We start from the raw sequence: 20,709 nt of genomic DNA on the forward strand, positions 1-20,709 counted from the left end.
GAACACGATCGCCGCCAACACCTCGCGGTCCCCATACCGACGCCGACCACCGCCCTGCGGACGGGTCGGCGCAGCTGGCACCACCAACTGGAACAACTCCCACAACTCGTCCGGTACCAGCCGCTCCACGATCATCACCCGCGAAGCCTACCCAGTCGCCCAAATGAGATGACTTCTAAGACCGACCGGCAAATGGATCACTTGAGGCGTCGGGTGGTGGGGCGGCCGTCCCAGCGGTAGCGGCTCGTCGAGCGTCGGATGAGCATGCGGAGCGTGACGAGAGTGGCGGCGAGGTAGGGGTCGAAGTCCACGACCTCGCCGCTCCTCTCGGTACAGCGACGGAGCTTTCCGTAGCCGTTCATCCACGAGTGGGTGCGCTCTACCACCCAGCGTTTTCCGGCTTGGACCGGGGCGGGCGCTCCCCTTGCGTGCGATCTCGGCAGTGAAGCCCAACCCGGCTGTCAGTAGACGGGACTTGGCGCTGTCGTAGCCGCGGTCGAGGTTGACGTTGACGGTCTCCGGCATCGCGCCGACCTGTGCCTGTGCCGCGTCCAGAGTGGGGCCGAGCAGGGGTGAATCGTGCCGGTCGGCCCCGTCGGAGACGATCCCGAGCGGGACACCACAGGCATCGGACGCGACGGAGCGTTTCAGCCCCTGCTTGCCCCGGTCCACCGGGGAGCGCCCGGCCTTGTCGCCACCGGACGGGGCCTTGGTGATGCAGCCGTCCACCGAGATCTCGCTCAGCCCGAGGCCGATCATGCGGTCGTAGGCCTCGAGTGCAAGGGCATGGACCTTCTCGGATGTCCCCAGTTCAGCCCACTGCTTGACGCGGCGCCGGATGGTCCGGTCGGAGCATCCCGCGCCAGCGATCCGTTCGTAGCCGGAGCCGTGGACCAGCGCGAGCACGATGTACTCGAAGACGGTCCGGTCTGGAACCCGTCGCCGGTGACAGTCCACTCGATGCCGTTCAGCCGCAGCTGGCTGCCCGGCGCAAGGTTCAACAAGCCGCGTCCACCCGCCATCACGGCCGCCGGCGAGTTCGCTGCCCGAGCCAGACCAGCGAACCGTCGCCGAGCGGCCGGCCCAGGTCGACCACGAGACGCCGGTGCCAGAGCAGATGCGTCGCATGAGCCCGGGCCACCACCGGCAGGCTCGTGCGATCCACCAGTTCGCCGAAGGACACGGGTCCTTGATCGACCTGGCTGATCAGCTGTCGCTGCAGATTCAACTGGTCCTTCAGGGGCCTGCGCTGGGACGACAGGTGATCCAGGACGCTGTAAACGTGCTGGCGCCAGCCCGTCACCACGACGTACTGCCAGCCGCAAGAGGCGGCCACCTCCGCCGCGGCGTCGAACTTCAGCCGGTCGTCGTCCTCGATCCGATCGCCCGGCCGGACGTCGAAGAGCACCATGCCCCCGGGCATCACGGCCAGGAAATCCGGCACGTGCTGGCCGCGACCCCTGGCATGGCCGAAGTCGAGCCGGAATGGCTGCGGCAACACCTCGCTCGCGCCGAGGAAGTCGAGGGCAAGCAGCAGCCGTTGCTCCTCCAGCGACTCGAAGGCGTGGTGTCGGCCGATCGACACCATGAACTGCAGCCCCGGCCTGTGGCCCTGGCGGGCCCTCCAGGTGAACCTGCGGACCGGCCGGGACGACAGCACGGGCACCGAGCCCAGGTCCCGCACGAGCCAGGCGACCTCGCCGTCGCCGATCACCCAGGAAGTGGTCCACTGCCGGGGCCAGCCCTCACCCAGCGACAACTTGCCGCGAGTCCCACCACCGCTGTACGGAACGACAAGCTCGTTCAACGAACACGCATCGGAGCGGACGAGGGCCTTCGACTTCGACGTCGTCATGGCTCCACGGCCGCATGGCGGGCTCGTCATCCGCAGACGATCACCGATCTTGTCCGTAACTCAACGTCACCTGATCGGCTCCGTGGCCGGTCCCGCCAGCAAACGTGAGCAATCGCCAAAAGGCGTGAGCAGTCACACTACCCCGCCGCCCTGACCCTCCTGGACGAGACCGAGCCGGGCGACCCCTGGGAGGACGCCGTCACCACGGCGCTGACCGCGCTGTGCCGCCCCGGCGACCAGCACACCACCGAGCAGGCGATCGGCCACTGGCTTGCCCTCGACGTCGGCGAGGGCCTGGCCGTGTTCACAACCCGCCCCGCCCTCACCGCCCTCGACGCTTCAACCCCGGACACGCCCGCCGCCCGAAACCTCGTACCGCGCCTGACCAGCCGAACGGGTGAATCCGGCGACGGCTACGCATTGCGCGACCTCCTCGCCCACCCGAGCGTCCGTGACCACCTCGAACCCGACCGGACAGCTGAGCTCGAACACGATCCCGCCGCCTGCGCACTGGGCTCCGGCCCCCTGCCCACCCCCCTCGCGAGCGGCTGGAGGAGGCTCTGGGCAGCGCCTCGGGGGTGCTCGAAAACTCCCCGTTCGACCCGGGCTCGCCCGGTGGTAATTCGCTTGAACGACGCACTCGAACAGCACCATCATCAGACGCTCCCCGTCTGTAAACCAGCCCCAACTCGGCTTTCTGGATGCCCACTTAGGCCATCCTTTCCTGCCGATCCGGCGGCTTCACACGCCCGCGCACTGTCCGTGTCTGGAGGAGCTGTGGTGAACACCCCCGCCTTGATGGCCAGCGACCTGCGCAAGGAGGCGAACACGTGAGTGCCGCGACCCAAGCGGCCGAGGCCGCCGACGAGGAACTGCAATGGCTGGCCGACGACCGTCGCATCGAGGCGATCGAGGCGATCAGCGTCAGCGCCATGGCCCGCCGCCTGCCCACCCTCGTGGTCCGCGCCTTCCGACTCGGCTGGCGCATCGACCGCACCTCCGTCGCACTACTGCTGACCTGCCAAGTCATGTCCGCCGTATTCGGTGCGGCCGGACTGTTCGCAACCACCGGCACGATCGCGGCCCTGTTCGACCCGGGCCGGATCAGCGACAAACTCGCCCACGCCGCGCCGTCCGTCCTGGTGATCGCAGCAGCAGCAGGCGCCCGCTCACTGCTCGGCATCATCATCCGCACCATCACCATCCACCTGTCCCCTCGTATCTCCCGCGAGGCGGAAGCGGCGGTGCTGCGCGCCACCGTGGCCGCCGAGCTGACCGCCTACGACCACGCCGGCTACAACGACGAGCTGGAGGCCGCCGACCGCGGCGCCGAGGTGTGCGTGGACATCGTCGGCGAGGCACAGAACCTGATCGCCTCCATCGCCTCCCTCATCGGCGCCGCAGGCGTGCTGACGGTGCTCCACCCGCTACTTCTTCCGCTCCTCGTGCTGGCTGCACTGCCGCAGGGCATCGCGTCGGTTCACGCCGCCAGGGTCCAGTTCCTCGCGAACCGGGCCGCCATCGGCGACCGCCGGATCATGGCGAACCTTCGCTGGTACATCCACTTCAAGCGCAACGCCGACCAGGTCCGCTCCGACACCATGGGCGACTTCCTGCTCGCCAAGTACGAGCAGGTCGGCCGACGGCTGGACGCCAGCTCCCGGCAGGCTGCGATGAAGGGCGCCAAGGTCTCGGTGATCGGCGCCGCCGCGTCCGGCCTCGGCGCCGCCCTGGTGTGGACCGCGATGCTCTGGCTGGTCAGCACCGACCGGATGAGCCTGCCCCACGGCGGCGCGGCGGTGTTCGCCCTCGGCGCGGTCGGCACCAGTCTCCACGGCATCGTCGGCTACGGCGCGGACCTGTTCCGCACCGGCATGTACCTGGACGACTGGTCGAGCTTCCTCGACACCGCTGGCGGCCACCGGCTGCAGCGCGGCGCCGCTGTGCCGCAGGCACCGCACCGGATCTCGGTGAAGGACCTCACCTATGCCTACCCCGCCTCCGAGCGCACCGCGCTGGACAAGGTGAGTCTGCACGTCGACCGCGGCGAGATCCTGGCCCTGGTGGGCGAGAACGGCTCGGGCAAGACCACCCTCTCGAAACTCCTCACGGGCCTGTATCTGCCGGCCGCCGGATCGGTGCGCTGGGACGAGCACGACACCCGAGACCTCGACCCGCACGCCCTGTGGCGCCAGGTCGCGGTCGTCCCGCAGGACTACGCACGTTGGCCGTTGACCTGCCGGGAGAACATCACGCTGGGACAGCCGACCGCCGACGGAGACGAGGCGGTGATGCGCGCCGCCGAAGCCTCCGGGGCGGACGAGGTCGTCGCCAAGCTCCGCCGGGGCCTGTCCACGCTCCTGGCCGTGGAGTGGATGGGCGGCGAGGAGCTGTCCGGCGGGCAGTGGCAGCGCCTGGCCATCGCCCGAGCGTTCCACCGCGAGGCCGGACTGCTGGTCCTGGACGAGCCCACCGCCGCCCTCGACCCGCGGGCCGAGCACCGGATCTTCCAGAACCTACGGGCCGTCGCCCGCGATCGGGCGGTCGTCCTGGTCACCCATCGACTCACCAACGTGGCCGTCGCCGACCGGATCGTGGTCCTCGAGGACGGGAAGGTCCTCCAGGAAGGAACGTTCGCCGAGCTGGTGGCCGACGAGGGCGGCCGGTTCAGGGAGTTGTGGGATCTGCAGAACGAGCGCACCGGCGTGCCCGCCCAACGGGCCGTACCGGTCCGGGAGACCAAGGAGCCCCTCCAGTGATCGACTTCGACGTGCTCACCGACCTGGCCTTCCGCGAAGGCATCGAGCGGATCGGCGTTGGCGTAGTGGTCCGCGACGACTCCGGCCGGGTCCTGATGATCCGCCGGGCCGCGCACGACGTCCTGCCGGGCCTGTGGGAGTACCCTGGCGGCGGCCGGGAGGACGGCGAACCCGTGCCCATGGGCGCCGCGCGTGAGCTGACTGAGGAGACCGGGCTCGCCGGTCTGCAGCTGGAGTACGTCCGCACTCTGGACTTCACCAACCAGAACGGCCGCCGGGTGCGGCAGTTCGTGTTCACCGCCGTCGTGCCGGAGAGCACCGCGGTGACCCTGTCGGCAGACCACGACGCCTACCAGTGGGCGAGTCCCGACGAGCTGCCACACACCGGCGACGGGCAGCGCGAAGTCGTCGCGTGGCTCACCGGCCGCCTCGCGAACCCCGGCTGGCGGCCCGTCGGCGGCTACCTCACCACCATCGCCCGCCCCACCACCTACGGCTGTCTCCTCGTCACCGACCCCGCCGGCCGCATCCTCGGGATGCGCTCGACCATCGACCCGACCGTGTGGAACATGCCCGGCGGCAACGTCGAGCACGGCGAGAGCCCCTTCGACGCCGCGCTGCGCGAGACCCGGGAGGAGCTGGGCCTGGACCTGGCCGCGGAGAACCCGCAGGTGCTCCGGCGGCGCCTGGTCGCCGCGATCCACACCCAGGCCGACGCCGACTGCCCGGTCCCGGTCGCCGGCTACGTGTTCGACGGCGGCACGCTGACCGCGGAGCAGCAGTCCCGGATCCGGCTCGATCCGGCCGAGCACACCGAGTTCCGGTTCGAGACGGCTCACGACTGGCGCTCCCGGATGACCCCCGCCCGCTACCAGCGGCTCCGTCAGGTGCTGCGCGCCCATCGCTCCGGTGTCCCGCTCTACCTGGAGCGCCCCGCCCCGGACGGCGACGACTTCGAGGGCGTCCTGGTCTTCGTCACCGACATCGCAGGCCGACTGCTGATGCACCTGCGCGACGACAGGCCGGGCATGCCCTGGCCCGGTTACTGGACTCCGATCGGCGGCTGGCGCGAGGGGGACGAGAGCGCCCGGGAGAGCGCGGTGCGCGAGGTCCGCGAGGAGGCCGGCATCGAGATCACCGGGCTGCGGACCCTCCCCGGCCCGCACCACGACCTCGGCCTCCCGCTCACCCGCGTCCTGCATGCCGTCTGGAACGGCCCCGAGAGCGACCTGCAGCTCGGCGACGAGGGCCAGGCCGTACGCATGGTCCCCCTTGACGAGGTCCTCAACCTCAACGTCCCGCCCTACATGCACCACTACCTGCCGATGCTCGCCGCGGCGGCCGACCGGCCCACCGGGAGGAACTCGTGACCCAGCTCCACCACACCGGCCGCCCGGCGGACACGGCAACCCGCACGCCCGGGACGGACCCGCTGACGCTGGTCGTCGGGGTCCACCTCGTCCTGGCCGATGACGGCGCGGTGCTGCTCGGGCGGCGCCGCAACACCAGCTACGCCGCCGGCCTGTGGCACCTTCCGGCCGGACATATGGAGCGGGGCGAGCCAGTCACCCGCTCCATGACGCGCGAGGCCGAGGAGGAGCTCGGCATCGCCATCGCCGAGGACGGCCTCGAACTCATCCACACACTGCACCACCTCGACGCCGACGACGGGCGCAGCCGACTCCAGCTGTTCTTCCGCTCCGACCGCTACGAAGGCACAGTGCGCAACGCCGAACCGCACAAGTGCGAGGAGCTGCGCTGGTGGCCGCTCGACCGGCTGCCGGCCGACATCGTGCCCTACACCGCGCATGCCCTCGGCGAGATCGCCCGCGGCAACCCGCTGTCCACCATCGGCTGGCCGGCATGACCGCGCCCGCCCTCCCCGACGACGCCGACCGGCTGCTGCGCGAGACGGCGGGTCCGTACGAGCTGCTGGGCGTTCGCTCGCAGGACCGTGCGGGTCTGCCGACGGTGTGGAAGGTCCGCATCGGCAACGGGCGACGCCTGTTCGTCAAGCGGCACGAGAACGAGCCCATGCACCGGCGCGAGACCTCCGCCTGCCGGCACCTCGCACCGGCCCTCGGTCCCGGCCGGGCCCCAACCCTGCTCGCCACAGACGTCCAGTCGCTGACCGTCGTCACCACCGCGCTGCCCGGCGCCCCGGCCATGCCAACCGGTTCGTTCCGCTGGACGAGATCGACAAGCTGACCGGCCCCACCCCGCCGTACATCAAGCACGAGCAGGCCGACCAGCTGAAGCTGGCTGCCGCTCGGATCCAGCGGATCACCCTGGACAACGGCGCGCCGCGCGAGGCCCTGCTGGCTGCACGAGACGTCACCCCTATTCGCCCACACTCGCCGCCGGCCTACGCCACCACGCACGTGATGCCACCCGCCCGCTCATCACGCTCGGCATCAGGTGATCAAACCGGACACTCCGCCAGAACGATGCAGCCTGGGGCCGCGACCAGCAGGGCGGGCCCACCTCCGCCGTTGAGAAGCGTGCCGAAGCAAGCGGTGGCAACGGCGGGCGGGCGCAGCAGGGGTCAGCGGGTCGTGGCCGTCTGCGGCGCCGCACCAACGCGTTCTATGGCCTGTCCTACACGAGGTCGAAGGGGGCTGGGGCGCGGCCCTTCCAGATTCGGCGGGAGGCCTGTTCGGGGTAGGGCAGGGTCTTCGAGTCGGCGTCCAGGATGCGTGTGACTGGTCGGGGTGGTAGGCGGCCCATCCGGGGTCACCGGTGGTGGCGAAACCGACCCACGCCTGCTGGAGTTCCCGCGACACGGCGATGGCCCCGGGGGTGGACTGGTCGCCGAGGAGTTGTCGCCCGGTGGGGCTGTCCAGCGTGCCGAACGCCAATGGGACGTCGAGGCTGTGGCAGGCGCCCAGGACTCCTCCCAAGGCCGGCGAGGCCAGTCGCAACTCGAACAGGAACGAGGTGCCGCCGGCTGCGGCGTTCGCCTCGGCCAACAGCATTGAGGGCATCCGGAAGACGGCGTCGGAGTAAACCGTTTCCAGCAACTCCTCCGGGGTGGCGTGCGGGTGGGCTGCACGGTAGGCGTCCGCACCGTCCGGTGCCGGGGCGAACAGCTCCAGGGCGGTACGGGCGTCCTGCTCGGTGAACTTGCCCAGCCGTCCGAACATGACGCTGAAAAGCCGGAACTCATCGCGGGTATGGCCGGCGAGGAGTTCGATCCCGCTCGCGCGGCCACTGGTCAGTGCGGACCAGGGCGTTTCGGCGAGGACTTCGCCGTCGACCACGGGGCAGATTGCTACCCCGGTCCCGGAGAGCCGTCCTCAGCTCTCGCGGTAACCGTGGAGGTCAGCGCTGAGGGCGGTGACCCCTTCGGCCAGGCGGCAGGGATCGACGTCGGCCAGGGCTGCGGCGGTGGGCACCGTGCCGAGCCGGTCCGCGAGCGCGGCGGCGACCTGCTGTGCCAGTGCGCGAGTGCAGTGCAGGCCCGGTACCGAGTGGGTGATGGCCCGCCGGAACAGGCCGCGCGCCGGCTTCATCGCCAGCAGGGCGGCGACCGACCCCGCCCCGGAGGACTGCCCGGCGACCGTGACCTGGTCAGGGTCGCCTCCGAAGGAGGCGATGTTCCGCCGCACCCACTGCAACGCCGCGATCTGGTCGAGGAATCCGCGGTTCGGCGGGGTACCCTCCAGGAGCGCGAAACCCTCGGCGCCCACGCGGTAGTTGGTGCTCACCACGACCCAGCCGGCCCCAGACGAACGGGCCGAACTCGCCCAATTCCCCCCGCGGCCTGGCCGACTTTTTCACCACCGCCGACAAGCACATCGACCAGGCCCTGGACACCCACTACGGCTTCGACAGGGCCGTCGACTGGGTCATCTGCTCGCCCGAACTGCACGCAGACCGCTTGACCTGACGCACCGACATACCTTTTCGGGCGGGTGCCGTTCGGGCCCCCGCCCTGATGGTCAGAGCCTGTGCTCAGTCCGAGATAGCGGCTTTCCAGACCCACGAGGTGACGCGAGGGCGGTCGGCGAACTCACCCCGGCCAGTGGACCAGAGAAGAACCTGGACGGGGTCACCGGGCGGAGCGTCGGGGAACAGCCGACTGAGCACCGCGGCGCAGAGGTCCTCCGGAGGGCGCCACGCAATCCCCAGTCCCTGGGTGATGTCGTGTGTGTGGAGGAGGGCCTCGGCGACTCCCATCGCGGCGAATCCCTCCGGATCACACGGTCCCCAGTGCCAGGCGCGATCACCGGGTGCAGCTGCGGCGACCACGGTGCTCAGGAGGCTTCCGCAAGCGGTCACCACCCTGAGCACCTCGCTCGCCGACGCATCGGCGTTGACGGTGAGGTCAAAAGGCAGATATGCGTCCGTCGGACGAGCCGCCAGCTGTCCGGCATAAGCGAGCAGATCGTGCGCAACGTGGGCGGCAGTCTGCCAGCAGCTCCAGTCCAGCGATCCCGCTCGGGTCTGCCAATCCTCGGAGTCGTGCGGGCTGAGTGTCCGAACCATCTCGTCCACAGCCCGGTCGACGTCTCGGCTATCGATGCGATCCATCCCGTGATCATCGCAACGCCAACAAGCATCAACAAGCGGAATCCGGCCGCAGACGAAAACCGCCCGAACGCATCCTGCCGGGGGCGCAGTCCGGGCGGGCTCACGGCTGGGCCTGCCAGCCGCAGGTCTCACGCTACCGGCCATGCCCCGGCCACCGACACCACCACAGCGCTGACGCCGTCATCGCCCTCGTCATGCTCTGCCTCGGCGGGAACCGCCCAACACTGCCCTGCCGCCAACCCGCATGACCCGACCCACAGGTCCAGCACAAGAGCCTCAAAAGGGCCCTGTTCGGGCGGGCCGGGTTCCCGCTCCTGCGCAAGAAGTTCCTGCTGACCGCCGCCAGCCGCCGGAACGGCGCCGTCGCGGAACCTTCAGCCTCGTTCTCGAGCCTCCCCAAGAAAATGTCAGACCGAGTTTGATTATGAACCCGGTCCGAATATGATCGAGGCGTGGCAGGGCTACGTGAACGCAAGAAGGAACAAACCAGGCAGCGGATCGCCGCCGTGGCGTTGAGGCTGTTCGCCGAGCGCGGCTTCGACGCGGTGACGGTCAACGAGATCGCCGAAGCCGCCGAAGTGGCCAAGGCAACGCTGTTCACGTACTTCCCCACCAAGGAGTCCCTCGCGCTCCAGGGCGTGGGTGAGGACGATCCGGCCGGGATCGTCACCCGGCGGCAACCGGGCGACTCCCCCCTCGTGGCGCTGCGGGCCCACTACCGCGCATTCGCCACCAGGCAGACGGCACTGGCGAACTACGAGGCGCTGATCGCCCAGATGCGCGTGATCCACGACAGCCCCACGCTCAGCACTGCCGCCAACAGCCTGCTCTACCAACAGCGTCAGGCGCTGGCCCGGGCCTTGGCCGAGCAGTACGGCGAGACCGCAGCCGCGCTCATGGCGGCTCAGATCGCCGCGTCCCTGCTCACCCTCCAGGAGTCCTACTTCCACCGCCTGCTCAGCGGCGCATCGCCACAAGAAGCGGGCCGCGCCCTGGCCAAGGACGTCGAGCTCGCCTTCGACCTGCTGGAAAACGGGCTCTACCACGCAAAGGAACAGTGACATGCGCGCACGCGGCATCAACTACGACACCGGATTCCTCCCCGGTGACGCACTTTCCCGCAAGACCTTCCTCCCCGAAACGGTCCGCCACGACATGGCGGTGATCGCCGGTGAACTGCACTGTGACGCCGTGCGCATCTCCGGCCGCGATCCAGAACGGCTGAGCATCGCTGCACAGGCCGCCGCCGATGCCGGCCTGGAAATCTGGTTCGCGCCCTTCCCCGTGGACCTTCCCCCAGAGCAGGCGCTCCTTCTCTTCACCGACTGCGCACAACGGGCCGAAGCCGTGCGGCGCAGCGGCGCCGAGGTGGTGTTCGTCACCGGATGCGAAATCAGCACTTTCTGCAACGGCTTCCTCCCCGGAGCCACCTACACCGACCGCCTACACGCCATGGCCACAGCCGACATGGAATGGTGGGCCTCGCTCGGGCCCGTTCCCGAGCGTCTCAACGCCTTCCTCGCCGAAGCCGCCGCAACGGTCCGAGGCCACTTCGGCGGACGGGTCACCTACGCCTCCGGCCCCTGGGAGAGCGTCGACTGGCGCCCCTTCGATCTGATCGGCATCGACGCCTACCGGGACGTCCACAACGCCGACACCTTCCGCTCCGACCTGCGCGAGCACTTCCACCACGGCAAGCCCGTCGCCATCACCGAGTTCGGCACCTGCGCCTACCAAGGGGCAGGTGAACTCGGTGGCATGGCCTGGCAGCCGCCGCACGGAGCGATCCCGGACGAGGACGAACAGGTGCGCTACCTCGCCGAACTCACGGACATCTTCGAGGCCGAAGGAGTGGACACCGCACTCTGGTTCTCCTTCGCCAACTACGACAAGCCCGGCCCGAGGGACATCGCCTCCTACGGCGTCGTCCGCATGCTCGACGACACCCGATGGGAGCCCAAGAAGGTGTTCCACACCATGGCGACCAGATACGAACGACGCTGACCCGCCAAGAGGCCACGGCACCCCAGGGCGACGGAACGTCACCGGGCGCACGGAAGCACGATCCACTTCACGGAATCCGTGCCTGAACCAAAAGAACCCGTTAAAGACACGGGATACCCCGGCCGTGCACCACTGCGAGACTGGCCACCGTGACGCGACCTGAACTCTCCGAACTCGACCACCTGCGAGAGATGGAAAGGCTCGCCGACGCGGTCGCGAACGCCGCCTCGGCCGAGGGCTGGCTTTCCTGTCTGCCCGAACCAGAGGATGCGACCCCGCTGCAGCGGGCGGTGAACGCACTGGCCCGGCAGCTTCGCCACTACCACTTCCCCGGAGACGGCTGCCTCGACGAGGACGCGGATCGCCCCGTGCTGAAGCTCGCGGGCGTGGTGATTCTGCGACCAGAGGCGATGCCGGACGGCATGAACGAGACCTATGAGGAGGCGTGCGCCCGTCTCGGGGTCGACGCCAGACCCGAGGGGTGGGCCCTGTGGAACACATGGGGCGACGGGAAACTCCAGGTGACGATGGTCGTCTCCGCGGTCGACACCACCGAGGGCCTGCTCGCGAACTGGTCACGGGGCAAGGCCCGCTATCCGGTGACACCCGTGCCCTCCCAGATCGCACTCATCCACCACGGCTGGGCCGCTCACATGATCTTCTCCCCGTTCGGAGTGAAGAAGCTCGGGCTCGGCGGACAGCCGTGACATCACGTCACGTCGGATCGCTGTCCTCCGCTCCCGGCTCGGCTGGTCAGCGGCCAGGCCGGTGGGAGCGCTCACCCCGCCGTGAGGGCACCGACCCGTGAGGACACCGGCCCGTGAGAGCGCCGGCCCGTGAGGGCACCGGCCCATGAGGACGCCGGCCCGTGAGAGCGCCGGCCGGTGAGGACGCCGGCCGGTGGGAGATCCGCCGTCGGCGGCGGCCTCGGCTCTGGAGGTCCCGCCTCGTGCCGGTCAACAGGCTTCCGTGGTCTGGGTGTTCGCCTGCTGGCGGGTCAGTCGCCAGATCCGGTCCTCGCCGGTCTGGGCCGGGGCGAGGCGTTCGGCGGGGCGGCGCAGGTGTTCGGTGAAGCCGAGGCGGGCCGGGACGGCTCCGCTGGCGCGGTTGGCCGGGTCGTGGACGACCTCGACGTAGTCGACGCCGGGGAGGCGGAAGGCTTGCGCGACCAGGGCGCGGGCGGCCCGGGTGGCCACTCCGCGGCCGGTGGCAACGGGGTGCAGCCAGTAGCCGATCTCGCGGCCGTTGTCCGGGGCGTCGTCGCGCCGGAAGAGCTGGCAGGCGCCGACGATCGCGCCGTTCAGCACGATCGCGTAGGTGAACTCCTCACCAGTTGCCCAGCGTTCCGCGCGGCGGGCCAGGAAGTCGGCGGTCTTGGCCAGGCTGTGCCCGTCGACCCAGGCCATCCAGGGGCGCAGGTGCTCCGACGACTCCTCGATGACCCGGAAGAGCTCCGGAAGGTCCGCCTCGCTGTCGAAGCGGCGCAGCGTCAGGTCGTCCAGTTCGATCGTCTGTTGTGGAAGGTCCATGCCGGAAGGGTCGTATGCGGGTGCCTTTGTCGGCAAGGGGGTTGCGGGTTGCGCGGCCCCATTCGGTGGGGGTGTCCTTCTCGGGGGCCGGTTGGGTGCGGGAGGGTCCTGGTTCTGCGGGGTGCGGTTTCCTGGGCGGTGGGTGGTGGGGTGGGTGGTGAACGGGTGCTGGTTTGTGGGGTGGGGTCGGTGGCGGGTCCGCTCGGTGGGGTGGATGGTCGGGTGGTCGTGCGGTGCCGGCGGCCCGGTGGCGGCCGGCGGCCCGGTGATGGGCTGGCAGGCCGGTCACCGGGCCGGGGCGGCTGGTGGGTTCACGGTCGGTGGTTCATGTCACTCCTCGGCCGGGTGTGCGTGTGTGTGCGGTGTGGACCAGGAGTGCTCCTGCGAGTGCCGCGGCGGCGGTGAGGGCTGCGAACACGGTGGAGGAGGTGGCGATTCCGGCGGTGTCGCTCAGGTAGCCCGTCAGGATGGGGAGGATGCCGGCGAACAGGTAGCCGCCCGCGCTGAGGGCTGCGTTGGCCTCGGCGAGGCGGGTGGGGGTGACTTCGGTTCCCAGGCGGGAGAAGCCGCCGTACTGGCCCATGCCCTGGCCGATGCCGGCCAGGACGGCCGCGGCGGTCAGGAGGGCGAGGGAGTGTGTGCGCACAGCGGTGGCGGTGCCGAGCATGGCGGCCGCAGTGATGAGGCCCGCGGTGGTGAGGATCCGTCCCACCGGCAGTTTTTTGATCGCGAACTGGATGCTGGTGGATGCTCCGAACATCATGAAGCCGATCCCGCCGGTCACCAGGCGGTTGCTGGTGTGCAGGAGGGAGCCGAGCAGGGTCGGTCCCAGGGCGAGCAGGAGGGAGGTCCCGGTCATGCCGGGGGTGTAGGCCATGAGGCTGGTGGCGAGGCTGCGGCGGTTGGCGCGGGGTACGGAGGGCAGGCGCAGCCATCCTCGGGCGGGTGGTGTGTGGGGGGCCGGTGCGGGTGGCGGTTTGAGGGTGGACACGATGGCGAGGGCGGACAGGAGCAGGAGGCCTTCGAGGGCGAACACGGTCACGGTCGGGGCTTTCCAGTACTGGGAGACGCTGCCGCCGAGCAGGGGGCCGGCGGCCAGGCCGGTGCCGATGGCCACCGATGCGGCGAGGACCGCCTGGGGGCGCCGTTCGGGTCCTGCGACGTGTGCGACGGCTGCGGTGCCGGCCGAGAGTGCGGCGCCGACGGCCACTCCGGTGAGCAGTCGCGCGATGATCAGGGTGAGGACGTGGGTGGCCGTCATGAACAGGGCGCAGGAGGTGAGTGCGGCGGCCAGGGCGGGGACCAGGACGCGGCGGGTGCCGTAGCGGTCGGCGAGGGCTCCGGTGAACGGCAGGGCGAGGAGCAGGCCGCCGATGTAGGCGGCGAAGATGACCGTCGCGGTGCCGGTGGAGAAGCCGATGCGTTCCTGCCAGACGCCGAGCAGTGGGGTGGGGATGTTGGACAGCATGAACACGGCGGTGATCGGCCATGCTGCTGTCCACACCGCCCAGGCCGGTGGGTGGGGCCGGCGGTTCACAGGGCGCGCAGGAGCGGGAGCAGTTCGTGTGCTGTCCGCTGGAGTGCGGTGCGGTAGCCGGCCTCCGTCAGGTCGTCGGTGGGAAGGCGCAGGATCAGGTGGCGGGCGCCGTTCTTGACGTACTGGCCGAGCCAGTCGGCGGCTTCCTGCGGGGTGCCGCCGAAGATGCCCTGGGTGGTGCGCATGGTGGTGAGGGGGAGGTTGTAGTAGGCGCGGAAGTAGGACCACAGGGTGTCCTCGGCCTGCTTGCGGGAGCGGTTGACCGCGACGGAGAGGTAGACGGCGCCGGTGACGGCGTTGTCTGGGCGGTCTGCCTTCGAGCGTGCGGCGGTGACCTGGTTCCAGCCTTCGCCGTACTTCTCGGGGGTGGTGGAGGTGGGCATCCAGCCGTCGAAGTGCTGTCCTGCCCGTTGCAGCATTTTGGGGCCGGAGTGGGCGATCCACAGTGGGGGGCCCTGTGGCTGGTGTGGCAGGGGGAGCAGGGCCGCGTCCTTGAGGTGGTAGTGCTGTCCGTCGTAGGAGACGGGTTCGCCGCGGGCGGACCACAGGGCCTGGCAGATCTCGACGGTCTCGCGCATCCGGGCCAGGCGGGTGGTGAAGTCCAGCCCGTAGTTGGCGAATTCCTTCTCCGTGGCGGGGGAGGCGAAGCCGGATCCGATACCGGCGATGAGCCGGCCGCCGGAGATCCGGTCGAGGCAGGCCAGTTCGTGTGCCAGGTGGACGGGGGCGCGCAGCGGCATGAGGACGGCGGTGCCCAGTTGCAGGTGTTCGGTGGCGGTGGCGGCGGCGGTGAGGGCGAGCAGGGGGTTCATGCGTGAGCGGGCGAGGGGGGATTCGCCGGCCCACAGGGAGTCGAAGCCGAGGTCTTCGGCCTGGGCGGCGATGGAGGCGAGGTTCTCGGGGTAGGGGCCGTCGTCGATGACGGATTCGCGTCCGGGCAGGACGATGCCGACCTTGAGGCCGGTGGTGGCTGTCTTGGGGCCGGTGGTGGCTGTCTTGGGGCTGGTCACAGGTCCCACTCCTGTCCGGGGACGATGCCTTCGATCTCGACGAGGAGGTCGTCGCGGCAGACGGCGACGTTGAGGTACTTCACCTCGACGCCGAGGCCGAGGGTCTCTTCGCAGACTGCGCGTACTGCCGGGATGTCGTTCTCGTGCCGGACGTATGCCTTGATCAGCCGGAGGTCTTTGAGGTCGTGGCCCGCTTCGATGCCCTGGGCCGTGAGGTTGTCGCGGGAGATGAGGTGGGCGATGTTGTCCAGGGTTTCTTGGGTCTGGCGTCGTACGTCGCCCTGGTGGACGGTTTCGTGGCCGAGGATGGAGGCGGTGCCGGAGACGTAGAGGGTGTCGTCCAGGAGGGTGGCGCGGGCGAAGCTCGGCGGCTTGGGGCCGTACTGGTCGGGGTAGTGGTAGGCGGAGGTCTGCCGGCTGTTCTCTATGTGCCGGGGTACGCCTCTTCTCGTTGCGAGGAGGAGGAAGGCGATGCCGCGGCCCTGGGTGCCGATGCCGGTGGCGGCGGGGAGCTGTGCGGTGCTGTCCCCCATGTAGGTGTGGAATGCCTGGGCGCGGCCCTGGACGAAGTCCTGGTAGATCTCCATGCCTTCGGTGTTGGTGCCCAGGATGTCGCCGACGAAGTTCCACATCCGGAAGATGTGGCCGTAGTCGAGGTGGTTGACGAGGGCGAAGGCCTTCTCGTAGAGGGCGCGGACGGGGGGTGTGTAGATGTCCTGCTGCGGGAGGAGTCCGGCGACGAAGAGGTGCCGGCCGTCGTGGGCGTAGGCGTTGTCCTCGCGCAGGACCCAGCGGGGCCGGCCGGCCACGGTCCACACTTCGCGGAAGGCGTCGCCGCCGGTGGCGGTCATCGGGACGGTCAGGTCGGGGTGGCCGGAGAGGACGCGGGTGAGGCCGGCGGTGTCGCCGTAGGTGACGGTGGCCAGGACGTGGCGGTCCTGTTCGGGGGCCGGGGTCTGCGTGAGGGGGGTGAAGTGAGCGCGGATGCTCATGTCAGCAGTCTCCTTCGATGCCGCAGGCGGTTTTGCCGGCGGTGCCGTGGGTGTCCTGGCCGGTCTGGCCGGCTTGTGCGAGGAGGATCGCTTCGCGCAGCCGTGCGGGGTGCGGGACGCCTTCGATGCGGGTGTCGCCGACGAGGATGGTGGGGACAGACTGGATGCGGTGGGCGGCGGCCTCGCGCAGGGCGTCCTGGTGTGCGGTGCGGTGGGTGCCGTCATCGAGGGCGGCGCGGAACGCGTCGGCGTCCAGGCCGATCTCCAGGGCGAGCGCGGTGAGGACGTCCGGCTCTCCGAGGTCCTGGTCCTCCTGGAAGAAGGCGCGGAACATGCGCCGGGTGTACTCGGCTCCCCTGCCGTGGGCGGCCGCGTACTGGTAGCCCTCGAAGGCGAGGCGGGTGTAGGGCTGCGGGGAGACGGTGGGCAGGGTGATGTCGACGCCCAGGCGGCGGGCCATGGGGTAGACGGCGCGCTGCCAGATGTCGGGCAGGTAGCCGTCCTGCGGGCGCAGGGTGGGCTGGGGGTGGGGGCGTAACTCGAAGGGTTTCCACTCGATCTCGACGTCGAGGTCCTTGGTCGCCTCCTCCAGCGGGCCTTCGGCCAGCATGCAGAAGGGGCAGACGTAGTCGGACCAGATCTGGATCTTCACCGGATCGCTCATCGGACGGCCTTTCCGGCCGGTCAAGAACTCCCGGGACGGCACGTCGTGGCCCCCGCGTCGGGGCGTGCGTCACCTTGAGCGGCCATGTGGTGGGGTCGGTGGAGAGTGCTGGAGAACGGGCTGGCGCGGTCGGGGCCGTGGGCGCCTGCGGTCCTGCGGGCGGCTGTACGCACCAAAAAAATGTTGCTTGTACTTGCAATCAACCACTGCCCTGGGACCTTACCCCAGGAGAGCCGTCAGGAGCTTGCATGAGCATGTACCCTTCTGTCAAACACCATCTATGAGAGGGGTACTATGGCAACTTCACCCCACGCCCCCCTGCGCACGTCCGACCACGCCGCGTGGAACCGCGTGCTCACCCTCCACGCGCACGTGGAGCGCGAACTGGCCCTGGCACTGCAGCGCCGGCACGGGATCGGACTGTCGGAGTACCGCTCCCTGGAACACCTGCACCACTCCGAGACCAGCGAGCTGCGCATGCAGGACCTGGCCGACAAGGTCGGCCTGGGACAGTCGTCGGTGACCCGCCTGGTGGGCCGGCTCGAGACGGCCGGCTTCGCCTTCAAGGACCTGTGCCCGTCCGACAAGCGCGGCGTCTACGCGGTCATCACGGACGAAGGGCGCCAGCGCTACCAGGCCGCCCGCGCCACCTACGCCGAGGTCCTGTCGGCCGCACTGAACACCTTCACCGCCGACCCCGAACTGGGCCCCACCGTCCAGGCCCTGCGCGCAGCCCAGGGCTGACCCCAGGCCCCGCGGCGCGGCACAGCCCTCCGGATCCCCCGACCCCGCGCCGGCGCGGCCGCCCGTCCTGGGCCGGCCACAGCCCACCCGCACCCGACCCGGCCCCGGCCGCACCCCGAACGCCCTGTGCGTTCGGGGTGTTTTTGTTTGGACATGCAATTGCCGTGTTCTGCGTCACACCCACTTCGGCAAGTGCATGCTTGACCAAGCATGCACTTGGCCGGGTACCTTCAGGCTCGACACCGCACGATTCGAACAGCCGATCGGCACCTGCTGCCGGCGGCTGAGCCGACCGCGAGGAATCCCGCCGTGCCATCGTCCCGCCTGGCCGAGACCGTCGCCGCCCACGGCGACAGCCGGCCCCACCACACCGCACTCCACCTCAACGACCAGGCCGTCACCTACGGCCGGCTGCGCGAGCTGACCCGAAGCCTGCGCGGCGAACTGTCAAAGCTGAACCTTGCGCCAGGCAGCACCGTGTGCGTGCCGGCACACAAGACACCGCAGACCATCGCGCTGCTGCTGGCCGTCTTCCACGAGGGCCACATCGCCCTCGCCCCCTCCCCCGACCTGGGCAGCGCCGCACTCGGACACCTGGCACAGCAGGCCCGGGTCAGCCACCTGCTCACCGCGGCCGGCGACGGCGTGCTCAGCGCGGAGCCGGTGACGGCGCAGGAGGACGCGGCACAGGGATTCACGGTGCCCGACCCGGGATCGGCACAGCTGCTGCTGACCACCTCCGGCTCGACCGGCACCCCAAAGATCGTCCCGATCGAGGCCGCCGGGTTCGACGCCTTCGCCGACTGGGCCGCCGGCGAGTTCGCCCTGTCCCCCGGCGAAGTCGCCCTGTCGTACGCGCCCCTCAACTTCGACCTCGCCCTGCTCGACGTCTGGACCTTCCTGCGGCTCGGCGCGTGCGTGGTCCTCGTGGACCGGCAGCGGGCGACCGACGCCGCGCACCTGGCCGCACTGACCGCCCGGCACCGCGTCAGCTTCGTGCAGGGCGTGCCGATGATGTACCGGCTGCTGCTCGAACACGGCGGCTCCTTCACCGCCGTACGCCACGCGGTGTTCACCGGTGACCGCATGCCGCAGGACCTGCTGCGGCGCGTCACACCGGCGTTCCCCGCAGCCGCCTTCCACAACGTGTTCGGCTGCACGGAGACCAACGACTCCTTCATCCACCGTGTCGATCCCGCCACCCTGGCCGGCCCGATGCCCATCGGCCGCCCCATCCGCGGCACCCAGGCCCTGGTCCTGGACGCCGAAGGCGGACACCTCACCTCGGCCGGCACCGGCGAACTCCTGGTCTCCACACCGTTCCAGACCCGCGGCTACCTGCGCCGGGAGCTGAACGAGACGGCGTTCACACAGCTGGAAGGCCGCACCTTCTACCGCACCGGTGACATCGTCACCCGCACCCCCGAGGGCCTGTACTTCCTCGAGGGACGCGCGGACTGGCACGTCAAGGTCCGGGGCGTACGCACCAACCTGCAGGAAGTGGAGAACGTGATCGCGGCCCACCCGGACGTCGCGGAAGCCGTGGTCGTACCACTGCCCGACCCGCAGGCCGGCGTGCGCCTGCACGCCCACGTCACCCACCGCCCCGGCAGCGACCTCACCGGCCTGCGGCTGCGCACCCACCTGGGCCGGCACCTGCCGCGCCACGCCATCCCCTCCTCGGTGCACCTCACCGACACCCCCCTGCCCCGCACCTCGACGGGCAAGCCCGACCGAAACCTGATCAAGCAGAACCACCTGAAGGAGAGCGACGCATGAGCAGCACAGACATCGCCGGTGAGGTCCGCGCCTTCGTCGTGGCCGAGTTCCTGGCCGGGGAGGACGCCTCGGACCTGACCGGTGACTACGACCTGATCGACTCCGGAGTCATCCACAGCCTCGGCCTGGTGCGGCTGCTCTCGCACTTCACCCAGGTCTACCAGATCCCCGTCGACGACATCGAGTTCGGGCCGGACGACTTCCGCACCCTGGACGCCATCGTCGCCATGATCACGGCCCACAGCCCGGCCACGGCCGCCTGACCGCCCGACCGACTGACCGACTTTCCGACTGCCTGACCGACGGCCCGGCCGCCTGACCGACTTTCCGACTGCCCGGCCGCTGCCTGACTTTCTGACTGCCTGACTTTCCGACCGTCTGTCCAGACCCGTCGCACAACCCGATCCCGAAGGAGAACCAGAGAGATGTTCGTTCGCAGCCTCGATGATGTCGCCCCCGTCGAGTGGGGCAACGGCCTGAGCTACCGGCTCCTGACCAAGTCCGACGGCATGGGCTTCGCCGTCGCGGACACCCTCGTGCGCAAGGGCACTTCAAGCGCCCTGCAGTACCGCGACCACCTGGAGGCCTGCTACTGCATCGCCGGCTCGGGCGAGGTCGTGGAGAAGGACGGCACCCGCCACAAGATCGTCAAGGGCACCATATACGCCCTCGACAAGCACGACCCGCACTACCTCGTGGCCTCCGCCGACGAGGACCTCCACCTGGTGTCGATCTTCAACCCGCCGATCAACGGCGACGAGAAGCACACCCTGTCCGAGGACGGCTTCTCCCAGTACTGAGCCGTACCGGACCGCACCCAGCCGCACCGGGCCGTACCCGGGCTGGGACTGCCGGCCGCCGGTCCCGGCCCGGACCCCGCGCAGCACCGCGGCGGACTCCGGGCCGGGCCAGGTGCGAGTCCCGCCCCGGGGCCGCCGGGTGTATGAGGACACCGTCGGGTGCGCGGGGACACCGCCACCCGGCCCGGCCTGCGGCCCCCTGGTGCGCACGGCAGGCCGCGGCCGCGTGCCCTCTCCCGTACTCCGCAGCACCCGGGAAACTCCCGCCACGGCCGGGCCCGTACAAGCCCGCAGCCGTGTGCCGCCGGTGCGCCGCCGCGCGTTGCCGGTGTGCAGCCGCGCGGTGTGCACCGGCGGCACACCGGCCCGCCCCGGCGCGCGGGCGCGGCAGGGGGCCCGGCCGCCCCCCCCGGGCGTCTGCCGGTTCCCCCCGAGCCCATGAAACCCGTCAAGGCATGTCCGTGTACCCCCTGGTGCACGGACCCCGGGACCGTACGGGACCC

General features: G+C 70.2%; 18 protein-coding genes and 3 pseudogenes. 11 read left to right on the forward strand and 10 right to left on the reverse strand.

Annotation, left to right across the window (positions count from 1 at the left end):
* The 3 genes and pseudogenes from ACFC1R_RS27320 to ACFC1R_RS27330 form a co-directional block, all read right to left on the reverse strand.
* A pseudogene (locus tag ACFC1R_RS27320) lies at positions 1-135 on the reverse strand (IS5/IS1182 family transposase); the annotation flags it as partial.
* Positions 136-197: 62 nt separating this feature from the next.
* A pseudogene (locus ACFC1R_RS27325) lies at positions 198-957 on the reverse strand (IS5 family transposase); the annotation flags it as partial.
* A gap of 64 nt (positions 958-1,021) precedes the next feature.
* Positions 1,022-1,855, reverse strand: a complete 834-nt coding sequence (locus tag ACFC1R_RS27330) for a TnsA-like heteromeric transposase endonuclease subunit (RefSeq protein WP_375942960.1) — start codon at positions 1,853-1,855, stop codon at positions 1,022-1,024.
* Positions 1,856-2,685: 830 nt separating this feature from the next.
* Between ACFC1R_RS27330 and ACFC1R_RS27335 the strand changes: the two genes are divergently transcribed.
* The 4 genes from ACFC1R_RS27335 to ACFC1R_RS27350 are packed head-to-tail and all read left to right on the forward strand — an operon-like array spanning position 2,686 to position 6,822.
* The gene (locus ACFC1R_RS27335; RefSeq protein WP_375942962.1) at positions 2,686-4,614 is read left to right on the forward strand and encodes an ABC transporter ATP-binding protein; all 1,929 of its coding nucleotides are present in this window, start codon (positions 2,686-2,688) and stop codon (positions 4,612-4,614) included.
* A complete protein-coding gene (locus tag ACFC1R_RS27340; protein WP_375942964.1) occupies positions 4,611-5,984 on the forward strand; it encodes an NUDIX domain-containing protein in 1,374 nt (457 codons plus the stop codon). Before ACFC1R_RS27335 ends, ACFC1R_RS27340 begins: the two co-directional genes overlap by 4 nt.
* On the forward strand, positions 5,981-6,481 hold the full coding sequence (locus ACFC1R_RS27345) for an NUDIX domain-containing protein (RefSeq protein ID WP_375942966.1): 501 nt from the start codon (positions 5,981-5,983) through the stop codon (positions 6,479-6,481). Before ACFC1R_RS27340 ends, ACFC1R_RS27345 begins: the two co-directional genes overlap by 4 nt.
* Positions 6,478-6,822, forward strand: coding sequence for a hypothetical protein (locus ACFC1R_RS27350; protein ID WP_375942968.1), 345 nt, complete (start codon positions 6,478-6,480; stop codon positions 6,820-6,822). The genes ACFC1R_RS27345 and ACFC1R_RS27350 overlap by 4 nt, the downstream gene beginning before the upstream one ends.
* A 206-nt stretch (positions 6,823-7,028) precedes the next feature.
* On the opposite strand, the pseudogene ACFC1R_RS27355 reads toward ACFC1R_RS27350, so the two are convergent.
* Both ACFC1R_RS27355 and ACFC1R_RS27360 read right to left on the reverse strand, forming a co-directional pair.
* A pseudogene (locus ACFC1R_RS27355) lies at positions 7,029-8,324 on the reverse strand (carboxylesterase family protein).
* Positions 8,325-8,568: 244 nt separating this feature from the next.
* Positions 8,569-9,147: a maleylpyruvate isomerase N-terminal domain-containing protein gene (locus ACFC1R_RS27360; RefSeq protein WP_375942970.1), complete on the reverse strand. Its 579-nt coding sequence runs from the start codon at positions 9,145-9,147 to the stop codon at positions 8,569-8,571.
* 452 nt (positions 9,148-9,599) lie between these two features.
* Between ACFC1R_RS27360 and ACFC1R_RS27365 the strand changes: the two genes are divergently transcribed.
* The 3 genes from ACFC1R_RS27365 to ACFC1R_RS27375 all read left to right on the forward strand — a co-directional run bounded on the left by ACFC1R_RS27365 (position 9,600) and on the right by ACFC1R_RS27375 (position 11,858).
* Entirely contained in the window at positions 9,600-10,208 is a 609-nt protein-coding gene (locus ACFC1R_RS27365; RefSeq protein ID WP_375942972.1) for a TetR family transcriptional regulator, read from the forward strand.
* 1 nt (position 10,209) lies between these two features.
* Positions 10,210-11,151: a hypothetical protein gene (locus tag ACFC1R_RS27370; RefSeq protein WP_375942974.1), complete on the forward strand. Its 942-nt coding sequence runs from the start codon at positions 10,210-10,212 to the stop codon at positions 11,149-11,151.
* A 149-nt stretch (positions 11,152-11,300) separates the two neighbouring features.
* Positions 11,301-11,858: a hypothetical protein gene (locus ACFC1R_RS27375; protein WP_375942975.1), complete on the forward strand. Its 558-nt coding sequence runs from the start codon at positions 11,301-11,303 to the stop codon at positions 11,856-11,858.
* A 249-nt stretch (positions 11,859-12,107) separates the two neighbouring features.
* Here the strand turns inward: ACFC1R_RS27375 and ACFC1R_RS27380 are convergent, their stop codons facing one another.
* From ACFC1R_RS27380 to ACFC1R_RS27400, 5 genes are all read right to left on the reverse strand, one after another.
* Positions 12,108-12,680: a GNAT family N-acetyltransferase gene (locus ACFC1R_RS27380; protein ID WP_375942977.1), complete on the reverse strand. Its 573-nt coding sequence runs from the start codon at positions 12,678-12,680 to the stop codon at positions 12,108-12,110.
* Positions 12,681-13,005: 325 nt separating this feature from the next.
* Positions 13,006-14,148 (reverse strand): MFS transporter, encoded by a 1,143-nt coding sequence (locus ACFC1R_RS27385; protein WP_375943071.1) that lies wholly within the window; start codon positions 14,146-14,148, stop codon positions 13,006-13,008.
* A gap of 65 nt (positions 14,149-14,213) precedes the next feature.
* A complete protein-coding gene (locus ACFC1R_RS27390) occupies positions 14,214-15,227 on the reverse strand; it encodes an LLM class flavin-dependent oxidoreductase (RefSeq protein WP_375942979.1) in 1,014 nt (337 codons plus the stop codon).
* The gene (locus ACFC1R_RS27395; protein ID WP_375942981.1) at positions 15,224-16,219 is read right to left on the reverse strand and encodes an FkbO/Hyg5 family chorismatase; all 996 of its coding nucleotides are present in this window, start codon (positions 16,217-16,219) and stop codon (positions 15,224-15,226) included. Before ACFC1R_RS27395 ends, ACFC1R_RS27390 begins: the two co-directional genes overlap by 4 nt.
* Position 16,220: 1 nt before the next feature.
* Positions 16,221-16,883 (reverse strand): DsbA family protein, encoded by a 663-nt coding sequence (locus tag ACFC1R_RS27400; RefSeq protein WP_375942983.1) that lies wholly within the window; start codon positions 16,881-16,883, stop codon positions 16,221-16,223.
* A 294-nt stretch (positions 16,884-17,177) separates the two neighbouring features.
* Between ACFC1R_RS27400 and ACFC1R_RS27405 the strand changes: the two genes are divergently transcribed.
* The 4 genes from ACFC1R_RS27405 to ACFC1R_RS27420 all read left to right on the forward strand — a co-directional run bounded on the left by ACFC1R_RS27405 (position 17,178) and on the right by ACFC1R_RS27420 (position 20,206).
* Entirely contained in the window at positions 17,178-17,627 is a 450-nt protein-coding gene (locus ACFC1R_RS27405; protein ID WP_375942985.1) for a MarR family winged helix-turn-helix transcriptional regulator, read from the forward strand.
* 309 nt (positions 17,628-17,936) lie between these two features.
* Entirely contained in the window at positions 17,937-19,406 is a 1,470-nt protein-coding gene (locus ACFC1R_RS27410; protein ID WP_375942987.1) for an AMP-binding protein, read from the forward strand.
* Positions 19,403-19,669, forward strand: a complete 267-nt coding sequence (locus ACFC1R_RS27415) for an acyl carrier protein (RefSeq protein WP_375942989.1) — start codon at positions 19,403-19,405, stop codon at positions 19,667-19,669. The genes ACFC1R_RS27410 and ACFC1R_RS27415 overlap by 4 nt, the downstream gene beginning before the upstream one ends.
* Positions 19,670-19,831: 162 nt before the next feature.
* A complete protein-coding gene (locus ACFC1R_RS27420) occupies positions 19,832-20,206 on the forward strand; it encodes an ectoine synthase (RefSeq protein WP_375942991.1) in 375 nt (124 codons plus the stop codon).
* Positions 20,207-20,709: the final 503 nt, after the last annotated feature.

The organism is Kitasatospora sp. NPDC056138, assembly GCF_042264695.1.
Lineage (GTDB): Bacteria > Actinomycetota > Actinomycetes > Streptomycetales > Streptomycetaceae > Kitasatospora.